This window comes from Pseudooctadecabacter jejudonensis (genome assembly GCF_900172275.1).
Classification (GTDB): Bacteria; Pseudomonadota; Alphaproteobacteria; order Rhodobacterales; family Rhodobacteraceae; genus Octadecabacter; species Octadecabacter jejudonensis.
Genome location: NZ_FWFT01000002.1, coordinates 596,703 through 616,164 on the forward strand (window position 1 = coordinate 596,703; position 19,462 = coordinate 616,164).

Genomic DNA, 19,462 nt, shown 5'->3' on the forward strand with positions numbered 1-19,462 from the left:
GGCAGCCTTTTTTTGTGAGTGGCGATGTCGGAACGGGCTGTTTCAGTCCAGCCAACCTTTGAGATTTCTTTGAACAATACCAGTCAAAGCGTCCATATGGGCGGCATCGTCGTTCAGGCAGGGGATGTACATGAACTCCTCGCCGCCGGCTTCTTCAAAGCTCTCTTTGATTTCTTCGTTGATCTCTTCCAACGTTTCGATGCAATCGGCTGAAAATGCAGGGGCACAGACTGCGATGTTCTTTTTGCCGTCTTCCTCAGCCAGACGGGCCACTTCCTCAACCGTGTAAGGTTTTAGCCATTCTTCGGGGCCAAAACGGCTTTGGAAGGTGGTGACGATTTGGGTGTCGTCCCAACCCAGTCTCTCTTTCAACAGGCGTGTCGTTTTCTGGCACTGACAATGATAGGGATCGCCTTCCATCAGGTAGCGCTGCGGCACCCCGTGGTAGGAACACACCAAAATCTCCGGCTTGGTTTCGGCGGCGGCATAGGCGCGTTCGATAGATTGGGCCAGTGCTTCGATGTAGGCAGTGTCTTCGAAATAAGGCTCAACCACACGTGCGATGGGCTGCCATTTTTCTTCCATCAGAGCGCGAAAGAACTGGTCGTTTGCCGTTGCCGATGTGGCGCCTGCGTAGTGTGGATACAGCGGGAAAAACAAGATCTTCTGGCACCCGGCTTCAATCATCTCCTGCACTTTGGACTTTGTGGATGGATTGCCGTAACGCATGCAAAAATCAACGACGACATCATCGCCATAGACCGCATGAAGACGTTCCTTCATCGCGGCGGTCTGTGCTTTGGTGATGGTCAACAGCGGGCTTTCATCCGCCTCTTCGTTCCAGATGCTTTTATAGGCGGCACCACTGGAAAACGGTCGTTTTGTCAGGATGATCAGCTGCAACAAGGGCTGCCAGACCCAAGCGGAATAATCGACAACACGTTTGTCGCTGAGAAATTCATTAAGGTACCTGCGCATAGACCAGTAGTCGGTCGCGTCAGGCGTGCCGAGGTTGGCCAACAAAATACCAACCTTTCCGGGCTTAACTTTGGGGTGATCCGCGGGGGCGTGCACCGGGCAGACAGCGACGTCGTGCATTGCGTCTTTTGATTTGGCGTCAAACATAGGGGCCTCGCGTGGATCAGCTGGGGTCATCGGGGTCAGATAACTGTATTACGGGCGTCGTCAATCTTTGGACCGTATTAAAGGCGTCTCGGTTGTGTTTAGCACATCGGCCAGACGATGGGTCGCAGACCCAGGCCGCAGGGGTTTGGGCTGGCTGTCTGCGGGGGCCCATCCGGTCAGGGTGACAATCTCGAACGTCGCGGGGATGCGGCCGTCTTCTGTTGCAAATGCGGCCTGATAGGTGGCCGCCGCCTGACCAATGACCTGTCGGGGCGTGAACGTCTTTCGCCGCGCGTCCATCGCATTCGCTTCGCCCATGGCGCGCAGATCACGCATCAGGTGCAACGCGGTTTCATAGCTTGCGGTCAGTGGCATCATATCAGCCACGGGAAGGGCAAAGCCCGCACGTTGGAGCAAGCCGCCCAGATCCCGGACCTCACCCATTGGCAAAATGCGGGGGGATAATCCGCCAGTCACCGCCGCCTCGGCCTCAGCCAATGCGGCGCGCAGTTCATGCAAAGTTTGGCCCGCGAATGTTGTGGCTATCAATAAACCATCCGGTTTGAGGGCGCGGCGACACTGCACCAGTTGTCCGATCGGGTCATCGGCCCAATGAAGCGAGAGCGCGTGGATAACCAAATCATGGGCGGCTTCGTCCAGTGATAAGACGTCCTCATCGGATACAATCTTGGCCTCTGGTATGCGGGCCCGCCAAAATTCTGGAAAACCCGTCACCACTGCGGGGGATGTAAAGGTTCTGTTAACCTCGATCAGTCTTTCTTGGACATCATCAGCCGCAGCCTCTTGCACGAACATTTCCGACGCGCGGGTTCTGTTGCGCATCAGGGCGGGGCGGTCGGTTAGGCGGGGTGGTGTCTCCATGCCCGTCAGATAGGGGGTTTGGTCCATGTTGCAAAGTCTGATCCAGACGATCTATCCGCCTCAGTGCGTCATGTGTGATGCGCGGACGGACGGAAACTTTGCCCTTTGCGGTGAATGCTGGCCCCTGACGCCGTTTATCGACGGTATGTGTTGTGACGCCTGTGGTCAGCCTTTGCCGGGTGCGGGCGCCCCTGATCCGACAATTTTATGTGATGATTGCATGACGATCGCGCGTCCATGGTCCAAGGGCCGCGCGGCGATGGTGTATAAGGATAAGGCACGCAGGCTGGTGCTGTCTTTGAAACACGGGGATCGGACGGATCTTGTGCGGGCGGCTGGGCCATGGCTTGCGCGGGGGGGGCGGGATGTTTTGATCGATGGTAGCCTTATCGTCCCTGTCCCTTTGCACAGATTTCGGCTGTTGAAGCGCAAATATAACCAAGCTGCATTGCTTGCAGGCCAATTGGGGCTTGTCACAGGGCTTGACGTTTTGCACGATGGCCTGCAGCGCCGCAAACATACCGCCCCACTTGAAGGCCATTCAAAAGATCAACGGTTTGCCGCCTTGACGGATGCGATAACACCCAACCCAAAACATGCGGATCAGATTAAGGGGCGTAAGGTCGTGATTGTTGATGACGTCATGACGTCGGGTGCGACTTTCGCCGCCGCGACGCAGGCCTGTTTTGCAGCAGGCGCGGATGACGTTTCCGTGCTTGCCCTAGCCCGCGTCGTCAAGGATGCGTAGATAGGGGCAAACCTTGAAAGGAATGCCAATGGCCACCGTTGAACTTTATACCACTCCGATTTGTGGTTTTTGCCACGCAGCGAAACGACTGCTAACGTCCAAGGGCGTCAGCTTTAGCGAGGTTGACGTGATGGCGGACCCGTCCCGTCGCGCTGAGATGACACAGCGTGCCAATGGGGGTCGCACCGTTCCGCAAATCTTCATCAACGGTCAACATATTGGTGGCAGTGACGATCTGCACGCATTGGATCGCGCCGGCAAACTGGACGCGCTTTTGTCCGCGTGAAGATTGCGCTTCTCCAGCTGACGTCCTCCGATCATCCACAAGAGAACTGCGCCGTCACATGCGATTTAATCGCACGGGCGGCCAAGGAGGGGGCCGCGTTTATCTGCACGCCCGAAGTCACGAATTGCGTCAGCATGGATCGCGCACATCAGGCGGAGGTTTTGCGACATCAAGATGATGACGCGACCTTGGCGGCATTTCGTGCTGCTGCGGCCAGCAACGATGTCTGGCTGTCTGTCGGGTCTTTGGCCCTAAAGGGTGGGGCTGATGGTCGGTTTGTGAACCGGTCATTTCTGATCGCGCCAAACGGCGACATTGCCGCTTGGTATGACAAAATCCATATGTTCGACGTCCGGGTGAGCGATACGGAAACCTATGCCGAATCCTCTGGCTATGCGCCCGGTGATCGCGCTGTGGTGTGCGACGCAGGCTTTGCCAAGATCGGGCTGACGGTGTGCTATGATCTGCGGTTCCCGCATTTGCATCGCGCGCTGGCGAAAGCGGGCGCAGATATTTTGCTGCTGCCGTCTGCCTTTTCACCTGTCACAGGCGCGGCACATTGGGAAACCTTGCTGCGGGCCCGTGCGATTGAAACGGGGTGCTATGTCATCGCCGCCGCACAAACGGGCACCCATGCCGCGCAAACAGGCAGGGACCGCCAGACGTACGGGCACTCTGTCGTGATCGCCCCATGGGGAGAGGTTTTGGCAGACGCTGGAACAGATCCCTGCATCCTTCACGTTGAAATTGATCTCTCAGAGGTGTCTAAAGCACGTAGGCGTATTCCTGCGCTGACCCATGACAGAGATTTCAGCGGCCCAGAAGTGTATGAGTTCCCAAACAGATAGCCTTGCCGTCGCGCTGTTCAGCGAGATTTTAACCGTTGATCAGTTGGCCCGTAACAACGTGGCCAAGGCGTTGCCGCGTGGCATGGTGCTGTCGCATTTTTCTGTGCTGAACCATCTGGCGCGGACGCAGTCCGAACGGTCTCCTGCACAACTGGCGCGGACGTTTCATCTGACCCGCGGTGCGATGACGAACACGCTGCGCAAGCTCGAAACCTCGGGGTATATTCATATCCGCCCCGATTGGGACGATGCCCGCCGAAAGATGGTGACGATCAGCCCAGCGGGCCGCAGCGCGCGTGATGCAGCATTGGCCGCCATTGCCCCCATCATCGCCGATGCAGTGGATCAGATCGGCGTCGATAAGGTGCGGGCTATCTTGCCGGTATTACGCGATTTACGCATTCAGCTGAGCGAAAGTGAGTGACCCTTAAGTCGCTTGAGATGCGAAGTGAGCTTTTGACCCTCACGGATATCTCCCATCTGACGTGGCACGACGGCTATGCCGTCCAACGCACTCCGAGTGAGCCGAATTTCTGGCATGGCAACCAAATCATCCTGCAGCATAACAAGTTTACCGCAGATGAAGCTTTCGCGATGTTCGAACGCGCCTTTCCGGATGCGTCTCATCGGTCTGTGGTTTGGGATATGCCCGAACTTGCCCGCGCCGACCTGCCCGATTTCACCCACCTTGGCGGCGTCGTGGACAGCACAGATGCCTTAACGCTGCAAAGCCAGATTGCCCCGGCGGATATTCCGGACGGAATTGATATTCGACCGATCGAAGGGGACGCCGATTGGGCGCAGGTGCTGGACCTGATGGATGAGGTCGGCATCGAGGAAGGATATCCCGCCGATACCCATCGGCCATTCCTTGAGAAACGAAACATCAACCGCCGTGCGTTGATCGCCAAAGACATGGGACAGTGGTTCGGCGCATTTGAGAGCGGCATGCTGGTGGGACACATGGGCCTGTTCCATGACGCGTCGGTGGCCCGTTATCAATGTGTTGAAACGAAGATGACCCACCGCAGGCGTGGCATTTGCGCCGTGCTCTTGCGGGTGTCGGCCCTATGGGCGCTGGGCCGTGCGCCCGATGCGACAGTCACAATTGTCGCCGAGACTGACAGCGATGCAGGCCGGTTGTACCGCCGTATGGGGTTTGCCTGGGCGGAAACGATCCATTGTGCCGTGAAGGCGGGCTATTGACCCTCGGGCTTCAACGCTGCCGTGACATAGTTCACGGAAAGATCACGATCTGAGATTGACCAGCTCCACCCTAGAAAATCAAATTTGAACCCTTTGCGATCCACAGGGTTCAGCCCCGCCTGTTCCATCAGATCGAACAGCTCATCGGGGGTGATAAATTTGTTCCATTCGTGGGTGCCCTTGGGCAGCCACCGCATCACGTATTCCGCGCCGACAATAGCCATGGCGAAACTTTTGGGATTGCGATTGATGGTGGAGCAGATGTGCAAGCCACCCGGTTTCAAAAGCTGCTGACAGGCTGTCAGGTAGGACAGGGGGTCCGCCACGTGTTCGACGACCTCCATGTTCAAAACGATATCGAATTGTTCACCTGCCGCTGCCATGTCCTCTGCCGTTGTGTGCCGATAATCGATGGTCAGGCCGGATTGTTCGGCGTGAACCATGGCGACCGGAATATTGCGTTCCGCCGCATCGGCGCCGACCACATCGGCCCCCAAACGCGCCATGGGTTCGCACAGCAGGCCACCGCCACACCCGATATCCAGAATCCGTAGACCAGCAAACGGGGCATCCGTTGTCAGATCTCGATCAAACTCTGCCGCGATCTGACTGGTGATGTAATCCAGCCGCGTCGGGTTGAGCATGTGGAGGGGTTTGAATTTACCTTCGAGATCCCACCACTCGGCCGCCATGGCCTCAAACTTGGCGATCTCGCCAGGGTCGACTGTTGTTTGTGCGTTTTGCATGGGTCTCTCCGAAAGTTTGGCCGAGGGGCGCGGCTTCATCTGGGCAATGTTTATACCGCGCTATATAGGTCGGCTATGGATAAGGTCTCAGGACAAAACCGCCCAGGCGTGCATCTTTTTCCACCTATCGATCCCTTTGATCAGCAAATGCTGGACGTGGGCGATGGGCACCGCGTCTATGTCGAACAATGCGGCAACCCACAAGGGCGGCCTGTCGTCGTGTTCCATGGCGGACCGGGGGGCGGATGCAGCCCCATGATGCGGCGGTATTTCGACCCTGCGATTTATCGGGTCATTCTGTTTGATCAACGCGGGTGCGGTCGGTCGCGGCCTCATGCCAGCGTAGAAAACAACACGACATGGCACTTAGTGGCAGACATCGAATTGATCCGCCGGACCCTCGATATTGAGAAGTGGATCGTCTTTGGGGGAAGCTGGGGCGCAACGCTCGCTTTGATTTATGCGCAGGCCCATCCAACGGCCGTCACCCATCTGATTTTGCGCGGAGTGTTCCTTGCCACACAGCGAGAGTTGGACTGGTTTTATGGTGGCGGTGCAGGGCAATTCTGGCCGGAGCTTTGGGCCCAATTCGAAGGGCTGATCCCACCTGACGAACGCGACGATATGATCGCAGCCTATTACCGGCGCTTGTTTTCTGGCGATACGATGATCGAAACCCGCTACGCCCGCGCATGGGCCGCGTGGGAAAACGCGCTTGCGTCCATCGACAGTGAGGGCGCTGGCGGGTCTGGTCCGGCTGAATATGCACGCGCCTTTGCCCGTCTTGAAAACCACTATTTTGCAAACAGTTGCTTTCTGGATGAAAGCACACAGATCCTGAACAACATGCGCAAGATCGACCATATTCCCGGGGTGATCGTGCAGGGCCGTTTTGACATGATCTGTCCGCCCGCGTCTGCCTATGCCTTGTCGCGCCTTTGGCCTGCCAGCCGTCTGAAGATGGTCGCAAAAGCAGGGCATGCGCTGTCAGAGCGCGGCATATCGGAGGAGCTGATCAGGACAATGAACACCATCGGAGTCTCAAAAATCGCGAAAATATAGGGGGTTGAAAGCTAAGTCCCAGCCGTTACGCTGAACCCCAAGGAAACTTGGGGACAAACGCTTGTCATCTCTTATACGGATTATTCTCCAACGTCTTGCTTTAGGCCTTTTGACGTTGTTCGTGGTCTCAATCGTCATCTTTGTTGCAGTGAACCTTTTGCCTGGTGACTTTGCCGAGGCGATTTTGGGGCAGGGTGCGACACCGGAATCGGTGGCGAAGATCCGGCAGGACCTTGGCCTCGATCAGCCGATGGTTGTCCGGTATTTCGACTGGCTGGTCGGCATGTTGACGTTTGATCTGGGCACCAGTTTCGCACAGCTGAACTTTGCGAATTTTGGTGGGGCAGGGTCCGTCACAGTGGCCGAACAGATTGCCCCGCGTTTGTCGAACACGATGTTCTTGGCGACCGTAACCGCCTGTATCGCGGTTCCTTTGGCAGTGACTTTGGGCATCCTTGCGGCGCTGTATCGCAATACGGCCTTCGACAAAGCGGCCAACATGTTCACGCTTAGCTCGATCTCCAGCCCTGAGTTCTTCATGGCCTACATCCTGATCCTGTTTTTGGCGGTGCTGAACCCGATCTTCCCAAGCCTGTCCAACATCTTTGAGGGCATGCCGTTTTCCGAACGGTTGGAAAAATCCATGTTGCCTGCGTTGACGCTGACCCTGGTTGTCACAGCGCACATGATGCGGATGACACGGGCGGCGATCATCAACCTGTTGGCCTCCCCCTATATTGAAATGGCGCGCCTGAAGGGCCTGAGCCCCATGCGGGTGATCGTCAAACACGCGCTGCCCAATGCGCTGGCGCCGATTATCAACGTGATTGCACTGAACCTTGCTTACCTCATCACCGGTGTGGTCGTGGTCGAGGTTGTGTTTGTTTATCCTGGCATTGGTCAGCTGTTCGTCGACAGCGTGAAAATTCGCGATATCCCTGTGGTGCAAGCCTGCTGCCTGATCTTTGCCGCCGCATACATCCTTTTGAACCTGACCGCTGACATCTTGTCGATTGTGTCCAACCCACGTCTGAGGCACCCGAAATGAGCGGTCTGATGTTCTTCGCTATCGTCTTAATTGGTCTGTTGATCGGGGCCTACGTCTTCCGGTTGGGCGGGCAAGCTGTCACAGGCAACGCGCCCAAGTTCCGCGATATGAGTTTTGGGGAGGCGTTCGGCTTCGTCTTTGGCGCGGCCCTTTTGGTTTGGGCGCTTTACTACTATTTCCAGCCCAAGGTTCTGGACACCGGTGTTCCAAATGCGGGCGTGGTCTTCTTCCGTTGGGCGGTGCAAGGCTTTATCATCGCGGCCATCGCTGCGTTTGTGTTCCGCTTTTTGGGGCGAATGGTTGGCACCGAAGGCACCAAAAAGCTGTTTCGGTCCATGCCGCTGACTGCTGCTTTCGGGATCCTCGTGATTATAATCTATGCTGTCGTCGCCGTTTTTGCCGGTGTGATTGCGCCTTATGGTCAGGCTGAAATCCTGGGTGCGGCCAACGTTATGGCCGGTGGTGACCCGGCGCTGGGCGGCAACCCTGATTATCCGCTGGGCACGGATCAGATCGGCCGCGACATCCTCAGCCGTCTGATTTTTGGCGCGCAGAATACGGTGGGCATCGCGTTCATCACCACCTGTCTGGCGTTCTTCATTGGCGGGTCGCTCGGTTTTCTTGCGGCGACGTTACAGGGATGGCTGGATCAACTGCTGTCGCGTGGCGTCGATGTGCTGATGGCCATTCCATCGCTGATCTTCGCCCTGCTGTTGATGACGATTGCCAGCGTTTGGGCCAATGAATTGGGCATCCCGCTGACGATCTTCATGGTGCTGATCATCGCCGTGATCGACAGCACGCGCGTCTACCGTCTGGCCCGCGCCGTGGGCCTGAACATCGTCGTCATGGATTATATCGAGGCCGCCAAGCTGCGCGGTGAGGGGCTTGGTTATCTGGTGTTCAAGGAAATCCTACCAAACGCCATGGCGCCGCTGCTGGCAGAATTTGGCCTGCGCTTTTGCTTTGTGTTCCTTACGATTGCGGCCTTGTCGTTTCTGGGTGTGGGTATTCAGCCGCCTTTGGCCGACTGGGGCACCATGGTCCGTGACCTTGCCCCGTTCATCAACTTTGCGGCGTTCGCGCCGACCGCAGCTGTCACGCCGCTTTTGGCAGCGGGTGCCATCGCGTTGCTGACCGTGGCTGTGAACTTCGTGGTCGACTGGATGTTGCACAAATCATCGGGGCTAAAAGAATGAGCCGTTTGCTAACCATCAAGGGCCTCAAGATTGAAGGGCGGTCAGATGAGACGTGGAACCCGATCATCAATGGCGTCGATCTTGAACTGAACAAGGGTGAGGTATTGGGCCTCATTGGGGAATCCGGTGCGGGCAAATCAACCATTGGTCTGGCATCGATGGGCTACACCCGCGACGGGGTCCGCATTTCAGACGGCACTGTGGAGTTTGATGGGATTGATCTTGTCAAAGCCTCCGCTGCGACAAAACGCAGTTTGTTGGGCAAACGGATCGCTTACGTGGCGCAGTCTGCTGCGGCGTCCTTCAACCCCGCGCATAAGTTGATTGATCAGCACACGGAGGGGCCCACACAACATAACGTCGCGGGTCGGTCTGAAAGCGTGCAGGACGGGATTGAGCTTTACCGTAAATTGCGTCTGCCAAACCCCGACGAAATCGGGTTTCGCTACCCGCATCAGGTCTCCGGTGGCCAGCTGCAGCGCGCAATGACGGCAATGGCCATGTCGTGCCGCCCGGATCTGATCATCTTTGATGAGCCGACAACAGCGCTCGATGTGACCACGCAGATCGAAGTCCTCGCCGCGATCCGTGAGATTGTTGAGGAGTTTGACACCGCCGCGATCTATATCACCCATGACCTTGCCGTGGTGGCGCAGATGGCCGACAAGATCAAAGTGCTGCTGCGCGGCGATGAGGTCGAAGAGGCCGACACGCGGACCATGTTGTCCGCGCCGAAAGAGGATTACACCAAATCGCTTTGGGCGGTCCGTGAATTTCAGCGCCCCCAGCAACCCTCGCCCCCTGCGGATGCGACGCCGGTGGTGTCCGTGCGCAACATCACCGCCGCCTATGGCACGACAGACGTTTTGCATGATGTCAGTTTTGACATCCACGCAGGTCGTACAGTGGCCGTGGTGGGTGAATCTGGGTCCGGCAAATCCACGACGGCACGTTGCATCACGGGTCTTTTGCCACCGCGAATGGGTGAAATTGCATTCGATGGCAAAGTTCTGCCCGCCGATTACCGCAAGCGCACCAAGGATCAGTTGCGTCAGGCGCAGATGATTTACCAAATGGCCGACACTGCGCTGAACCCGCGCAAAACGATTGGTGAGATTATCGGTCGCCCTGTGCAGTTCTACGGTGGCCTCACTGGGGCGAAGCGACGCGAACGCGTCAATGAGCTCCTCGATCAGATCGAGTTGGAGCCGTCACAATATTATAATCGCCTCCCCTCTGAGCTGTCGGGCGGTCAGAAACAACGTGTCGGGATCGCGCGGGCTTTGGCGGCCGATCCCAAGTTTATCATTTGCGATGAGGTCACATCGGCCCTCGATCAGTTGGTCGCCGAAGGCATCCTGCGGCTATTGGCCGATCTTCAGGACAATTTGGGCCTCTCGTATATGTTTATCACCCACGATCTGGCGACGGTAAAATCCATCGCAGATGAGGTCGTGGTGATGAAGGATGGCAAAGTGGTGGAGCAAGGTCCAAAGACCGAGATGTTTACGCCACCACATCATGCCTACACAGATTTGCTTCTCAGTTCGGTTCCAGAAATGGACCCGGATTGGCTGTCAGATCTGTTGAAAGAACGGGGCGTGGACAACATCGGTGATGCCGCTGTTGATAAAATGTGACCGAATCAGCGTAGAGTAAGCGTCATACAAAGAAGAAAACTTCAGGGAGACTAACACATGTATGGAATTAGCAGACGTGGATTGCTTCAGACCGGTGCAGCCGCCGGTGTTCTGGCAGCAACCGGAATGCCCCTTCGCGCCCAAACGCGCGGCGGTAAACTGACGGCGGGTCTGGGTGGTGCAAACACATCCGACAGCTGGGATGCGCGGACACACTCCGACATTTTCATGATCGCGGCATGCCACGGCACCGTGTTCGATTGCTTGACAGAAGTGGCGGCCGACGGGTCCTTGCAGGGCGAATTGGCCGAAAGCTGGGAGGCTTCTGCAGACGCCAAAACCTGGACGTTCACTTTGCGCTCTGGCGTTACGTTCCACAACGGCAAGCCATTTGGCGCGGACGACGTAATTGAATCGCTGCAGATGCATGTGGGCGAAGATTCCAAGTCCGCCGCGAAGCCAATCGTCGAAGCCATCTCCGAGATGAACAAGCTGTCTGACACTCAAGTGGAATTCGTTCTTGCCTCCGGCAACGCTGACTTCCCCTATCTGATGTCCGACTATCACATCGTCATGTATCCAGCTGGTCAGATCGAAGAGGCCATCGCACAGGGTATCGGTACGGGTCTGTATCAGGTTCAGTCCTTCGATCCCGGTGTGCGCATGACGGCGACACGCTATGCTGACCACTACAAAGGTGACAGCGCTGGCTTCTTTGATGAGATCGAATACATCGCCATCAACGACAACACCGCCCGTATGAACGCGCTGATGACCGGTCAGGTGGACACGATCAACCGGATCGACTTCAAAACCGAAAGCCTGCTGCGCGCTAACCCTGCGCTGCGCATTCAGGAAGTGACCGGTAACCAGCATTACTCCATGCCGATGCTGACTGACGTGTCGCCTTACGACAACGTCAATGTCCGTAAGGCGCTGAAGTACGGCATCGACCGTCAGGAACTGGTCGACAAGATCCTGCTGGGTCACGGTGCGATCGGCAACGATACACCAATCGGGCCTGCAAACCAGTACTACCACGCTGAGATGGAACAGTTGGAATACGATCCCGATCAGGCGAAATTCTACCTGCAGCAGGCCGGCATGGACAGCCTCGACATCGAATTCTCCGCATCCAATGCGGCGTTCGAAGGTGCGGTTGATGCGGGTCAGTTGTTCCAGGCCTCCGCTGCGGCGGCGGGCATCAACATCAACGTGGTGCAGGAACCAGCTGATGGTTACTGGTCCAACGTTTGGCTGAACAAGCCGTTCTGCGCCTGCTACTGGTCTGGCCGTGCGACAGAAGACTGGATGTTCTCCACCGCCTATGAGGCCGGTGTGCCTTGGAACGACAGCCAGTGGGACAGCGATGACAGCGCCCGTTTCCAGGAATTGCTGTTGGCCGCACGTGCAGAACTCGACACGGACGTACGCCAGAGCCAGTACTTCGAAATGCAGCAAATCCTGCGCGACGAAGGCGGCGTGCTGATCCCAATGTTCGCCAACTACGTTCAGGCTGTGAACAACCGGATCTACAGCCCTGACACTGTTGGTAACCTCTGGCAGATGGACAACGCCCGCATGGCGGAGCGTTGGTCCGTGGCGTAAGCCAGAGCGACACCAGACAAACGAAAGCCCCGCCCGTTTGGCGGGGCTTTTTTACGTCAGGCCTTTTGTTCGGAATCGTCCGATAGAAAAACGGCTACTTTGTTCAAGCTTGGCACATTATCTGCCACAGCCTTGATGATGACCAAGAACGGCACGGCGATGATGATGCCCGGCACGCCCCAAAGCCAGCCCCAGACGAAGACTGTCAAAATCACCGAAACAGCGTTGATCTTCATGCGGCGCCCAACCAGCGAAGGCGTCACAAACTGTCCCTCAATGCTGCTGAGGGTCATGTAAATCACGGGCGCCAAGGCCGCATGGGCAAGCGTATCAAACTGGATGATTGCAATCGCAAACACGGCAATTGATCCAAGCACCGCCCCCAAAAAGGGGATGAAGTTCAACAAAAACGCGATGATGCCCCAGATCCATGCGTTGTTTAGGCCCAAGGCCCACAGGCTAAGCCCGACGCAAAGACCAAGGCCTGCGTTGATGGCCGTGATGGCAAGCAGGTATCGGGATATCCCTTTTTCCACATCATGGATCGCGCCAATCGCGGCGTGTCGCTGTTCTGCCGTATCTGCCATCCGTGACAGCTTGCGCACGATCAGATCGTTTGAGGCAAGGAAGAACAGGGCCAGGACCAGAGAGATCGCCATCGTCGTGGCCACCGTCGCAACACCAGATGCCGCAGACGTAAGAAACTGGGGTTGATCCACAGCCACCCGCTGAACGGGCTGATCGCCCTCGGTGGCTTCTTCAGCGATATCCTCGACTTGTTCGGCGACGTCGCGAACGGCCTCTACACTCGATGACAGTCCGGATATCTTGGCGCGGATTTCGGCCTCCAGCTGTGGTAGATCCGTCAACCAATTCGACACCGGCGCCGCAACAAGCACAACGACCAGCGACAGGGCCGTGCCAAGGCTTATGACAATCGCAAAGGCAGACACTGCCTGAGGGATTCTGTTTCGGGTCAAAAGCCGCACCAATGGGCTGAAGGTCAGCGCAATAATGATCCCAATCATGATCGGCAAAACCAGTTCTCGGGTGAAGTAAACGGCGGCAAAGATATGAAGCAACAACAGGCAGATCAGAACGCTTTTGATGGTTCTCAAGTTGTGCACGGTTCATCCTTTCCTGATCTGGCGTAAACACGCGATAGGGTCGTTTGGTTCCGATCAGCGGGCCGCATCGACTGTCTCAGAGAGGCGTGTATTTCGCCCCCCCTTGCGTCTTGGCCCACGGTTGCGTATACGATGCCCAACAGCGGCGCTTCGGCCTCCACCCCCGAAGCCCACCGGATACGATAACGGGCCGCGGGCCCGTTTTTTTGTGCCCGCCGCCCAGACCAGACAGAGGACAGCATGTCAGACCTGATCGCCCGCGCGGCCATGGATCGCCGCATCACTGAAATCATCACCCCCGTCATCGAAGACATGGGGTATGAGGTCGTGCGCGTGCGTCTGATGACGGGCAAGGAATCGATCTTGCAGATCATGGCCCAGAAACCTGATGGCACGATTGAGGTCGACGATTGCGCGCAGATCAGCACGGCGGTGTCTGCGGTTTTGGATGTGGAAGACCCGATCTTGGACGCCTACACGCTTGAGGTCAGCAGCCCCGGTATCGATCGGCCCCTGACGCGGCTGAAGGATTTTGACCAATGGGACGGGTTTGAGGCCAAGATCGAAACCGAACAGCTGATCGATGGCCGCCGTCGGTTCAAAGGCACATTGCAAGGCACCGAAGGGTCCGAAGTTCTGATCGAGATCGAAGAGAACGGTGAACCGATTACCATCGGTTTGCAGTTTGACTGGTTGACCGATGCGAAACTTGTTCTGACGGATGAGTTGATCCGCGATGTTTTGCGCGGCCGTAAGGACGCAGGCCAGATCGACGAGACACAATTTGACGAAGTTGAGACCGTGTTGGACGGCTCGGAAGAGGAGAAAGACTGATGGCGATTACATCTGCCAACCAGCTTGAACTGCTGCAAACCGCTGAGGCCGTGGCCCGCGAGAAGATGATCGACCCAGGTTTGGTTGTCGAAGCTATGGAAGAAAGCCTCGCCCGGGCGGCAAAGTCCCGCTACGGCGCTGAGATGGATATCCGTGTCCACATTGACCGTAAAACCGGTCGTGCCACGTTTACCCGCGTGCGGTCTGTCGTCGACCCCGAAGAGTTGGAAAACTATCAGGCGGAGTTCACGCCTGAGCAGGCGAAGCCCTATTTCGAACCCACGAAGGCCGGATCCCAATGGATGCGCGAAGACACCGAAATCATGGATTTCGCTGGTGGCCCGCAGATTGGTGATCGATTTGAAGAGGTCGTACCGCCTGTCGAAATGGGTCGGATTGCCGCGCAATCGGCCAAGCAAGTGATCTTGCAAAAGGTCCGCGAGGCCGAGCGTGACAAGCAGTACGAAGATTTCAAAGACCGCGCCGGCACTATCATCAACGCGCAGGTCAAACGCGAGGAATATGGCAACGTCATCGTTGACGTAGGCACGGGTGAGGCCATCCTGCGTCGCAACGAAAAGATCGGCCGCGAAAGCTATCGCCCGAACGATCGGATCCGGTGTTTCATCAAGGACGTGCGCCGCGAACAGCGCGGCCCTCAGATTTTCTTGAGCCGGACCGCACCTGAATTCATGGCAGAGCTGTTCAAGATGGAAGTGCCAGAGATTTACGAAGGCATCATTGAGATCAAATCCGTAGCACGTGATCCCGGTTCGCGCGCGAAGATTGCCGTGATTTCCTATGACAATTCCATCGACCCCGTGGGTGCCTGCGTTGGTATGCGCGGCAGCCGTGTGCAGGCCGTCGTGAATGAATTGCAGGGCGAAAAGATCGACATCATCCCATGGAACGAAGATATGCCGACGTTCCTTGTGAACGCGCTGCAGCCCGCCGAGGTCTCCAAGGTTGTTTTCGACGAAGACGCTGAGCGGATCGAAGTTGTCGTGCCCGAAGAGCAGCTGAGCCTCGCCATCGGTCGTCGTGGTCAAAACGTGCGTTTGGCGTCTCAGCTGACCGGCCTCGATATCGATATCCTCACCGAAGAGGAAGAATCGAAGCGCCGTCAGGCCGAATTTGAGGTGCGCACCAAGCTGTTTATGGAAACGCTCGATCTGGATGAATTCTTCGCCCAGTTGCTGGTGTCGGAAGGGTTCACCAACCTTGAAGAAGTCGCCTACGTCGAGGTGGACGAGCTGTTGGTCATCGATGGTGTCGACGAAGACACCGCCGCCGAATTGCAGGCCCGTGCCCGTGACGTGATCGAAGCCCAGAACGCCAAGGCGCTTGAGAACGCCCGTGCCTTGGGTGTCGAAGACAGCCTGGTTGCATTTGAGGGGCTGACACCCCAAATGATTGAAGCACTGGCCAACGATGGTGTTATGACCCTCGAAGATTTCGCGACCTGCGCGGATTGGGAACTGGCCGGTGGATGGACCGTTGTTGATGGTGAACGCACCAAAGACGATGGATCGTTGGAACCGTTTGATATCAGCCTTGAGGAAGCACAGGACATGATTATGACCGCGCGTGTGATGCTGGGTTGGGTCGACCCCGATGATCTGGTGTCCGACGACGCGCCCGCCGACGAAGAGGAGCAGGAGGCCTGATCTCAGGCCTCCGGGTAACCTGATGGGTCGCGGCGGGCGAACCAAGGACCGTGATGTCCCCGAACGCCGGTGCATTGTCACCGGTGAGGTCAGCCCCAAGGCGGGGCTGATCCGCTTTGTGGTCGGGCCGGATGGCACAGTGGTGCCAGACGTTTTGGAAAAACTACCCGGACGCGGTATGTGGGTCACAGCGACACGTGACGCGTTGGCCAAAGCCGGTAAGGGACAGTTTTCACGGTCCGCCAAGGCGGCAGTGACGGTGCCGGATGGTTTGGCCGACGAGGTTGAACGGCAGTTGGCGCGCCGTGTCGTGGACTTGATCGCGTTGGCCCGCAAAGCCGGGTTGGCGGTCTGCGGGTTTGAAAAGGTCAAAGGCTGGCTGGCAGGGGGCGCGCGTGTGCGGGCCCTGATGCAGGCCTCTGACGGGTCGGAACGCGGAAAGACGAAGCTGTGGACGCCTGAGGGCGCACGTTATTTTGGATGCCTGACTGCACAAGAGTTGGGTTTGGCATTCGGGCGGGAGACTGTGATACATGGGGCGCTTGCCTCTGGTGGACTCAGCGACCGTGTTGTAAAGGAAGCCTCAAAGCTGAGAAGCATGCGAGAGATAATCGACGGTGAGGGCACCGTCGGGAAGGATAGTAAAGCTACATGAGCGATTCAGACGGCAAAAAACCACTTGGAATTGCACGGCCCGGACAGGTGAAGCAAAGCTTCAGCCACGGACGGACCAAAAGCGTTGTCGTAGAGACAAAGCGCAAGCGCGTTGTCGTGCCCAAGCCAGGTGCGGCCAAGCCCGCAGCAGGCGGGTCTGGCAGGGCGACCCCTTTGGGGGGCGATCCATCCAAGCGTCCCGCTGGTATTTCTGAGGCTGAACTTGAACGTCGCATGAAGGCGCTTCAGGCAGCTAAGGCCCGCGAGGCCGAAGATGCCGCCAAACGTGAGGCTGAGGAAAAGGCCCGCGCTGAGGAGCGTGCGAAACGTCGTGCCGAACAGGAAGCCAAAGAGCGGGCCGAGAAGGAACGCGAAGAGGCAGTGAAGGCCAAGCAAGAAGAGGAAGAGCGCAAGAAGCGTGAGGCCGAAGCTGCCGCGCAAGCCGCCGCTGCCCCTGCTGCTGTGGATCCGGCTGTGGCGCCGGCCCAACGTCGCACACCCGGCGGTGCGGCCCCCGCTGCGGCGCCTCGCAAGAAAGAGAACGACCGTGAACAGCGTGGCAAGGGCAAGGGTGATGATGGTCGCCGGTCCGGCAAACTGACGCTGAGCCAGGCAACCTCTGGCCGCGATGGTGGACGTCAGCTGTCCATGGCGCAGATGAAACGCAAACAGGAACGCGCACGCCAAAAGGCGATGGGCCAGAATGTTGAGCGTGAAAAGGTCATCCGCGACGTTCAGCTGCCAGAGGCCATTGTGGTATCCGAGCTTGCAAACCGGATGTCCGAAAAGGTCTCTGACGTTGTGAAGGCACTGATGACCAACGGCATCATGGCGACGCAAACGCAGACCATTGATGCGGATACGGCCGAACTGATCATCGACGAATTTGGCCACAACGTGGTGCGCGTTTCTGATGCGGACGTCGAAGACGTGATCAAAACGGACGACGATAAACCTGAAGATCTGAAAGGCCGTCCGCCGGTCATCACGATCATGGGTCACGTTGACCATGGTAAAACATCCTTGCTGGATGCCATCCGCAACGCGCGCGTTGTGGCCGGTGAGGCAGGCGGGATCACGCAGCACATCGGCGCCTATCAGGTGACAACCGAAGGCGGCGCGGTGCTGACGTTCCTTGATACCCCTGGTCACGCGGCGTTTACGTCCATGCGGGCCCGTGGTGCGCAGGTCACGGATATCGTGGTCTTGGTGGTCGCGGCGGACGACGCTGTGATGCCGCAAACGATTGAGGCGATCAACCACGCCAAGGCGGCCAACGTGCCGATGATTGTGGCGATCAACAAGTGCGACAAGCCTGCCGCCAACCCCGACAAGGTGCGGACGGATCTCTTGCAGCACGAAGTCATCGTAGAGAAAATGTCGGGTGAGGTTCAGGACGTCGAAGTCTCCGCAACAACCGGTCAGGGGCTCGATGATCTTCTTGAGGCGATTGCGCTGCAGTCCGAAATTCTTGAACTGAAAGCCAATCCTGAGAAAGCCGCACAAGGTGCGGTGATTGAGGCTCAGCTGGATGTGGGCCGCGGCCCTGTCGCGACTGTGCTGGTGGAAACCGGCACGCTCAAGCAGGGTGATATCTTCGTCGTGGGTGAGCAGTGGGGTAAAGTCCGCGCGCTGATCGACGACAAAGGCGACCGTGTTAAGGAAGCGGGGCCGTCTGTTCCGGTTGAGGTGTTGGGCCTGAACGGCACACCTGAGGCGGGTGACGTGCTGAACGTGACCTCTACCGAAGCTCAAGCTCGTGAGATTGCCGACTACCGTGCGCAAGCCGCCAAAGACAAACGTGCCGCTGCCGGTGCTGCTGTGACGCTGGACCAGATGATGGCCAACGCCAAGGCGGACGAAAACGTCAGCGAACTGCCCATTCTGGTCAAAGCTGACGTGCAGGGTTCTGCCGAAGCGATTGTTCAGGCGATGGAAAAGATCGGCAACGACGAAGTGCGCGTTCGCGTTCTGCATTCCGGTGTTGGTGCGATTACCGAATCCGACGTTGGTTTGGCCGAAGCATCGAACGCGCCTGTGATGGGTTTCAACGTGCGCGCCAATGCGTCTGCCCGGAACACGGCAAACCAGAAGGGCGTGGAGATCCGGTATTATTCGGTGATCTATGACCTCGTGGATGATGTAAAAGCAGCAGCCTCCGGTCTGTTGTCTGCCGAAGTCCGCGAAAAGTTCATCGGTTACGCGTCGATCAAAGAGGTCTTCAAGGTCACAGGCGTCGGCAAGGTTGCCGGTTGTCTTGTCACCGAAGGCGTTGCTCGCCGGTCGGCTGGTGTGCGTTTGTTGCGTGACGATGTGGTGATCCACGAAGGCACGTTGAAGACGCTCAAACGCTTCAAGGATGAAGTGGCCGAGGTTCAGTCAGGTCAGGAATGCGGTATGGCGTTCGAGAATTATGACGATATCCGCCCGGATGACGTGATCGAAATCTTCGAACGCGAAGAGGTTGAGCGGTCCTTGTAAGGACTACCACCACCCCAAACAAAAAAAGGGACGCCAGTTTGGCGTCCCTTTTTGCTTTATCAAATCGATTTAATTGGTCCGGCGCTGAACCGGTTGGCCTTCGTATTTACGATCACCGACCGAAATAACAAGACGACCGTTTGCAAGTGTCTTAACCAATAGACCCTGAATTTGAATGTGGTTTCCCACAGTGATTGTACGCAGCATAACATCCTCCCCAGGTGATGCGTGAACAGGATCTGAAACGCGATCCGAACTGGATAACAATGAAACAAAATTAGCAGTGATTGGGTATTAGGCA

At 57.2% G+C, this 19,462-nt stretch carries 18 protein-coding genes; 14 read left to right on the top strand and 4 right to left on the bottom strand.

Features of this window, described 5'->3' with window-relative positions; genetic code table 11:
• Window positions 1–42: 42 nt before the first annotated feature.
• Both hemH and PSJ8397_RS08050 read right to left on the bottom strand, forming a co-directional pair.
• Window positions 43–1,125, bottom strand: a complete 1,083-nt coding sequence (hemH, locus tag PSJ8397_RS08045; protein ID WP_085864063.1) for a ferrochelatase — start codon at window positions 1,123–1,125, stop codon at window positions 43–45.
• A gap of 60 nt (window positions 1,126–1,185) precedes the next feature.
• Window positions 1,186–2,007, bottom strand: a complete 822-nt coding sequence (locus PSJ8397_RS08050) for a methyltransferase domain-containing protein (RefSeq protein WP_085864296.1) — start codon at window positions 2,005–2,007, stop codon at window positions 1,186–1,188.
• A gap of 25 nt (window positions 2,008–2,032) precedes the next feature.
• Here PSJ8397_RS08050 and PSJ8397_RS08055 point away from each other — a divergent pair, with 25 nt between their 5' ends.
• Genes PSJ8397_RS08055 through PSJ8397_RS08075 form a run of 5 tightly spaced genes read left to right on the top strand, consistent with a single transcriptional unit; the run spans window position 2,033 to window position 5,095 of the window.
• Window positions 2,033–2,755 (top strand): ComF family protein, encoded by a 723-nt coding sequence (locus PSJ8397_RS08055; protein WP_085864064.1) that lies wholly within the window; start codon window positions 2,033–2,035, stop codon window positions 2,753–2,755.
• Window positions 2,756–2,783: 28 nt separating this feature from the next.
• Window positions 2,784–3,041, top strand: coding sequence for a glutaredoxin 3 (gene grxC, locus PSJ8397_RS08060; RefSeq protein WP_085864065.1), 258 nt, complete (start codon window positions 2,784–2,786; stop codon window positions 3,039–3,041).
• A complete protein-coding gene (locus PSJ8397_RS08065) occupies window positions 3,038–3,889 on the top strand; it encodes a carbon-nitrogen hydrolase family protein (RefSeq protein WP_085864066.1) in 852 nt (283 codons plus the stop codon). Before grxC ends, PSJ8397_RS08065 begins: the two co-directional genes overlap by 4 nt.
• Complete coding sequence (locus PSJ8397_RS08070) at window positions 3,870–4,313, top strand: MarR family winged helix-turn-helix transcriptional regulator (protein WP_085864067.1); 444 nt, start codon at window positions 3,870–3,872, stop codon at window positions 4,311–4,313. Before PSJ8397_RS08065 ends, PSJ8397_RS08070 begins: the two co-directional genes overlap by 20 nt.
• Window positions 4,310–5,095 (top strand): GNAT family N-acetyltransferase, encoded by a 786-nt coding sequence (locus tag PSJ8397_RS08075; RefSeq protein WP_143515397.1) that lies wholly within the window; start codon window positions 4,310–4,312, stop codon window positions 5,093–5,095. The genes PSJ8397_RS08070 and PSJ8397_RS08075 overlap by 4 nt, the downstream gene beginning before the upstream one ends.
• Here PSJ8397_RS08075 and ubiG read toward each other — a convergent pair.
• Window positions 5,089–5,841, bottom strand: coding sequence for a bifunctional 2-polyprenyl-6-hydroxyphenol methylase/3-demethylubiquinol 3-O-methyltransferase UbiG (gene ubiG / locus PSJ8397_RS08080; RefSeq protein WP_085864069.1), 753 nt, complete (start codon window positions 5,839–5,841; stop codon window positions 5,089–5,091). The two genes, PSJ8397_RS08075 and ubiG, sit on opposite strands and share 7 nt — an antisense overlap.
• 75 nt (window positions 5,842–5,916) lie before the next feature.
• Between ubiG and pip the strand changes: the two genes are divergently transcribed.
• The 5 genes from pip (at window position 5,917) to PSJ8397_RS08105 (ending at window position 12,398) form a co-directional block, all read left to right on the top strand.
• Window positions 5,917–6,903 carry a prolyl aminopeptidase gene (gene pip / locus PSJ8397_RS08085; RefSeq protein ID WP_085864070.1) on the top strand — a complete coding sequence of 329 codons (987 nt, stop codon included), beginning with the start codon at window positions 5,917–5,919 and terminating at the stop codon, window positions 6,901–6,903.
• A gap of 61 nt (window positions 6,904–6,964) precedes the next feature.
• A complete protein-coding gene (locus PSJ8397_RS08090) occupies window positions 6,965–7,951 on the top strand; it encodes an ABC transporter permease (protein ID WP_085864071.1) in 987 nt (328 codons plus the stop codon).
• Entirely contained in the window at window positions 7,948–9,150 is a 1,203-nt protein-coding gene (locus PSJ8397_RS08095) for an ABC transporter permease (protein ID WP_200811293.1), read from the top strand. The genes PSJ8397_RS08090 and PSJ8397_RS08095 overlap by 4 nt, the downstream gene beginning before the upstream one ends.
• Window positions 9,147–10,790 carry an ABC transporter ATP-binding protein gene (locus PSJ8397_RS08100; RefSeq protein WP_085864072.1) on the top strand — a complete coding sequence of 548 codons (1,644 nt, stop codon included), beginning with the start codon at window positions 9,147–9,149 and terminating at the stop codon, window positions 10,788–10,790. The genes PSJ8397_RS08095 and PSJ8397_RS08100 overlap by 4 nt, the downstream gene beginning before the upstream one ends.
• Window positions 10,791–10,847: 57 nt before the next feature.
• On the top strand, window positions 10,848–12,398 hold the full coding sequence (locus PSJ8397_RS08105) for an ABC transporter substrate-binding protein (protein ID WP_085864073.1): 1,551 nt from the start codon (window positions 10,848–10,850) through the stop codon (window positions 12,396–12,398).
• 56 nt (window positions 12,399–12,454) lie between these two features.
• Here the strand turns inward: PSJ8397_RS08105 and PSJ8397_RS08110 are convergent, their stop codons facing one another.
• A complete protein-coding gene (locus tag PSJ8397_RS08110; protein WP_085864074.1) occupies window positions 12,455–13,525 on the bottom strand; it encodes an AI-2E family transporter in 1,071 nt (356 codons plus the stop codon).
• Window positions 13,526–13,765: 240 nt separating this feature from the next.
• Here PSJ8397_RS08110 and rimP point away from each other — a divergent pair, with 240 nt between their 5' ends.
• Genes rimP through infB form a run of 4 tightly spaced genes read left to right on the top strand, consistent with a single transcriptional unit; the run spans window position 13,766 to window position 19,161 of the window.
• On the top strand, window positions 13,766–14,359 hold the full coding sequence (rimP, locus tag PSJ8397_RS08115; protein ID WP_085864075.1) for a ribosome maturation factor RimP: 594 nt from the start codon (window positions 13,766–13,768) through the stop codon (window positions 14,357–14,359).
• Window positions 14,359–16,026: a transcription termination factor NusA gene (gene nusA / locus PSJ8397_RS08120; RefSeq protein WP_085864076.1), complete on the top strand. Its 1,668-nt coding sequence runs from the start codon at window positions 14,359–14,361 to the stop codon at window positions 16,024–16,026. Before rimP ends, nusA begins: the two co-directional genes overlap by 1 nt.
• A 22-nt stretch (window positions 16,027–16,048) precedes the next feature.
• Window positions 16,049–16,681: an RNA-binding protein gene (locus PSJ8397_RS08125; protein WP_085864077.1), complete on the top strand. Its 633-nt coding sequence runs from the start codon at window positions 16,049–16,051 to the stop codon at window positions 16,679–16,681.
• Window positions 16,678–19,161 (top strand): translation initiation factor IF-2, encoded by a 2,484-nt coding sequence (gene infB / locus PSJ8397_RS08130; protein WP_085864078.1) that lies wholly within the window; start codon window positions 16,678–16,680, stop codon window positions 19,159–19,161. Before PSJ8397_RS08125 ends, infB begins: the two co-directional genes overlap by 4 nt.
• Window positions 19,162–19,462: the final 301 nt, after the last annotated feature.

Coding starts and splice junctions, on each gene's coding strand:
- rimP (WP_085864075.1), top strand. CDS start 13,766: ATGTCAGACCTGATCGCCCGCGCGGCCATGGATCGCCGCATCACTGAA.
- PSJ8397_RS08105 (WP_085864073.1), top strand. CDS start 10,848: ATGTATGGAATTAGCAGACGTGGATTGCTTCAGACCGGTGCAGCCGCC.
- PSJ8397_RS08125 (WP_085864077.1), top strand. CDS start 16,049: ATGGGTCGCGGCGGGCGAACCAAGGACCGTGATGTCCCCGAACGCCGG.
- infB (WP_085864078.1), top strand. CDS start 16,678: ATGAGCGATTCAGACGGCAAAAAACCACTTGGAATTGCACGGCCCGGA.
- hemH (WP_085864063.1), bottom strand. CDS start 1,125: ATGTTTGACGCCAAATCAAAAGACGCAATGCACGACGTCGCTGTCTGC.
- PSJ8397_RS08070 (WP_085864067.1), top strand. CDS start 3,870: ATGAGTTCCCAAACAGATAGCCTTGCCGTCGCGCTGTTCAGCGAGATT.
- nusA (WP_085864076.1), top strand. CDS start 14,359: ATGGCGATTACATCTGCCAACCAGCTTGAACTGCTGCAAACCGCTGAG.
- pip (WP_085864070.1), top strand. CDS start 5,917: ATGGATAAGGTCTCAGGACAAAACCGCCCAGGCGTGCATCTTTTTCCA.
- PSJ8397_RS08100 (WP_085864072.1), top strand. CDS start 9,147: ATGAGCCGTTTGCTAACCATCAAGGGCCTCAAGATTGAAGGGCGGTCA.
- ubiG (WP_085864069.1), bottom strand. CDS start 5,841: ATGCAAAACGCACAAACAACAGTCGACCCTGGCGAGATCGCCAAGTTT.
- PSJ8397_RS08055 (WP_085864064.1), top strand. CDS start 2,033: ATGTTGCAAAGTCTGATCCAGACGATCTATCCGCCTCAGTGCGTCATG.
- grxC (WP_085864065.1), top strand. CDS start 2,784: ATGGCCACCGTTGAACTTTATACCACTCCGATTTGTGGTTTTTGCCAC.
- PSJ8397_RS08095 (WP_200811293.1), top strand. CDS start 7,948: ATGAGCGGTCTGATGTTCTTCGCTATCGTCTTAATTGGTCTGTTGATC.
- PSJ8397_RS08050 (WP_085864296.1), bottom strand. CDS start 2,007: ATGGAGACACCACCCCGCCTAACCGACCGCCCCGCCCTGATGCGCAAC.